This is a genomic window from Sphingomonas sp., assembly GCF_036387595.1.
GTDB lineage: Bacteria > Pseudomonadota > Alphaproteobacteria > Sphingomonadales > Sphingomonadaceae > Sphingomonas.
Map to the genome: position 1 here is coordinate 1 of NZ_DASVTL010000048.1, position 2,992 is coordinate 2,992.

Annotated in this window: 4 protein-coding genes; 3 read left to right on the plus strand and 1 reads right to left on the minus strand. The window is 68.2% G+C overall.

Annotated elements, in window-relative coordinates; all coding sequences use genetic code 11:
* The 3 genes from VF643_RS04085 to VF643_RS04095 form a co-directional block, all read left to right on the plus strand.
* A partial coding sequence (locus VF643_RS04085) for an acetyl-CoA C-acyltransferase (protein WP_331042098.1) occupies window positions 1-728 on the plus strand: 728 nt, incomplete at its 5' end.
* Window positions 729-781: 53 nt separating this feature from the next.
* Entirely contained in the window at window positions 782-1,264 is a 483-nt protein-coding gene (gene purE, locus VF643_RS04090; RefSeq protein ID WP_331042099.1) for a 5-(carboxyamino)imidazole ribonucleotide mutase, read from the plus strand.
* A complete protein-coding gene (locus tag VF643_RS04095) occupies window positions 1,261-2,316 on the plus strand; it encodes a 5-(carboxyamino)imidazole ribonucleotide synthase (RefSeq protein WP_331042100.1) in 1,056 nt (351 codons plus the stop codon). Before purE ends, VF643_RS04095 begins: the two co-directional genes overlap by 4 nt.
* Window positions 2,317-2,682: 366 nt before the next feature.
* On the opposite strand, the gene VF643_RS04100 is transcribed toward VF643_RS04095, so the two are convergent.
* The gene (locus VF643_RS04100; protein WP_331042101.1) at window positions 2,683-2,982 is read right to left on the minus strand and encodes a hypothetical protein; all 300 of its coding nucleotides are present in this window, start codon (window positions 2,980-2,982) and stop codon (window positions 2,683-2,685) included.
* Window positions 2,983-2,992 lie beyond the last annotated feature (10 nt).

A 2,992-nucleotide genomic window follows, 5' to 3' on the forward strand; every position in this document is an offset into this window, starting at 1 on the left:
GCTACGGCATCACGCGCGCGGCGCAGGACGCCTATGCCGCGATGAGCCAGCAGCGCGCCGCCGAGGGGATCGCCAAGGGCGCCTTCGCCGAGGAGATCGCGCCGATCACGGTCCAAAAGGCGCTATTCGACAAGGAGGGCAATCGCACCGGCACCGAGAGCGTCACGGTCACCCAGGACGAGGGCATCCGCGCCGGGACAACCGCGGAGGGGCTTGCAGGCCTGAAGACGGTCTGGCCGGGCGGCGGCTTTTCCGGTCCCGGCGGCAACGTCACCGCGGGTAACGCCAGCCAATTGTCCGACGGCGCATCGGCGCAGATCCTGATGGACCGCGACACTGCGGTTGCGGAGGGCAAGGAGATCCTGGGCCTCTACCGCGGCTTTCAAGCGGCAGGCTGCGGACCCGAGGAGATGGGCATCGGCCCGATCTTCGCGGTGCCCAAGCTGCTCGAGCGTGCCGGGCTGTCGGTCGCGGACATCGGCTTGTGGGAACTCAACGAGGCGTTCGCGTCGCAATGCCTGTACTGCCGCGATTTCCTCGGCATCGATCCAGAGAAGTACAACGTCAACGGCGGCGCGATCGCGGTCGGGCACCCGTTCGGCATGACCGGCAGCCGGCTGGTCGGCCATGCGCTGATCGAAGGCCGCAAGCGCGGGGTGCGCTATGTCGTGGTGACGATGTGCACCGCAGGCGGCATGGGTGCGGCGGGGTTGTTCGAGATCGTGTGAGCGAGGCGCCAGTGGGGCTTGCCGCCACCCGGCCTGCCCGCTAACCGCGGCCGATGGCGCAACCGCTTGTCGGCATCATCATGGGCTCCACCTCCGATTGGGAGACGATGACGCGCGCCGCGGACATCCTCACCGAACTCGGCGTCGCGCATGAGACGCGGGTGGTGTCGGCGCATCGCACCCCCGACCGGCTCTACGATTATGCGAAGACCGCTGCCGATCGTGGCCTAAAGATCGTGATCGCGGGCGCTGGCGGCGCCGCGCACCTGCCGGGCATGGTCGCCGCGCTGACGCATCTGCCTGTGCTCGGGGTGCCGGTCGAATCCAAGGCGCTGAAGGGCCGCGACAGCCTGTTATCGATCGTGCAGATGCCCGCCGGCATTCCGGTCGGCACGCTGGCGATCGGCAAGGCGGGCGCGACCAATGCGGGGCTGCTCGCCGCTGCGATCCTCGCCACGGCCGACCCAGCGCTTGCCGACCGCCTCGTCGCGTGGCGCACCGCGCAGACCGAGGCCGTGGCGACCGACCCGGCATGATCCTGCCCGGCGCGACGATCGGCATCCTCGGGGGCGGCCAGCTCGGCCGGATGCTCGCGGTCGCCGCCGCGCAGCTCGGCTATCGCACGCATGTGCTGGCCCCCGACCGCGAGAGCGTCGCCGCGCAGACCGCGTCGAGCCTCACCCGCGCCGACTATCACAATCGCATCGTGCTCGCCGATTTCGCGGCATCGTGCGACGTCGTCACCTACGAATTCGAGAATATCGCGCTGGCGCCGGTTGAGTGGCTCGCGGCGCGCGTGCCGGTCCACCCCCACCCGCGCGCGTTGGCGGTGGCGCAGGAACGGATCGCCGAGAAGCGCTTCGTCGAATCGGTCGGGGGCCGTCCGGCGCGCTGGGCGGCGGTCGACAGCCGCGAGACGCTTGCGGCCGCGATCGAGACGGTCGGCACGCCCGCGGTGCTCAAGACCGCCCGGTTCGGCTATGACGGCAAGGGACAGGTCAAGCTCGACACGCCGGCCGACGTCGATGCCGCATGGGAGACGATCGGCGGGCCCGCGATCCTCGAGGCGTTCGTGCCGTTCAGTCATGAATTCTCGATCCTGATCGCGCGCGGCGAGGATGGCGGGTGCGTGCGCTACGATTCCCCGCACAATGTCCACGTAGACGCGATCCTGCGCACGTCGACGCTGCCTGCACCGCGCGAGGTGATCGAACAGTCCGAGGAAGCGACCGCGCTGGCGCTGCGCATCGCCGAGCGGCTCGATTATGTCGGAGTGCTCGCCTGCGAATTCTTCGTCGGCGCCGATGGCCCAGTGTTCAACGAAATGGCGCCGCGGGTGCACAATTCGGGACATTGGACGATCGAGGGCGCCGAAACCTCGCAATTCGAGAACCATATCCGCGCGATCTGCGGCCTGCCGCTGGGCAGCACCGCGCTGACGGGCAGCCGGGTGACGCTGGAGAACCTGATCGGCGAGGATGCGTGGCAGCCGGTGCTGACCGAGCCGGGTGCGCATTTGCACCTGTACGGCAAAGGCGCTGCGCGGGCGGGGCGCAAGATGGGGCATGTTACGCGGGTGATGCGGTAGCGGGCGCAGCGTTTGCTGGGAGTCGAGATTTGGCGGCGCGTCCAATCGGCGCCGTTGTCCGCTGGATCGACGTGTGTTGGCTTCGACATGAGAGCACTACCCCGGCACCCATCGTGCTCCCGCGAAGGCGGGAGCCCAGTACTGGGTCCCCGCCTTCGCGGGGACACAAGAAGGGTGCATATCGGGAGCGTTGAAGATCGATTGGTCAGGGGTGACCGAGCGTAGCGCACAATGAGATCCACCTTCCCACCTGAGCCCCGCCTTCGCCGGGGTGGCATTTGCGAGTGGACGTTGTCGTCATCTGAAACGCGAAAGGACCCACTTCCGTCTCCGGAAGCAGGCCCCTTCTCAATCCTCAACCCGGAATCAGGCGGTGCGCGTGCCCGACAGCGGGAAGCTGCCGAATGCGCCCGCGCCGACGGTGCCGGTCAGCGTGTCGCCTTCCGCGGTGGCCTTGCAGTCCAGCGTCATCGGCATCGGCACGGTCATTTGCTGCTTCCAGCTAATGGTGTTGCCGTCGGCCTCGCCGCTGAGATCGCTCGAGCCCATCGCGCCGGAGACGGTGCCGTTCCAGGCATTGCCCTCGGTCTTGACCACGACGGTCATCTTCTGGTCGCCCAGCGGCGATTTGACGGTGCAATCCCAGCTGCCATCGACATCGGCCATCATACTCTCC

What these genes read in the sequence shown, in the direction of transcription:
- purE (WP_331042099.1), top strand. Translation starts at nt 782, where the DNA reads ATGGCGCAACCGCTTGTCGGCATCATCATGGGCTCCACCTCCGATTGG.
- VF643_RS04095 (WP_331042100.1), top strand. Translation starts at nt 1,261, where the DNA reads ATGATCCTGCCCGGCGCGACGATCGGCATCCTCGGGGGCGGCCAGCTC.
- VF643_RS04100 (WP_331042101.1), bottom strand. Translation starts at nt 2,982, where the DNA reads ATGGCCGATGTCGATGGCAGCTGGGATTGCACCGTCAAATCGCCGCTG.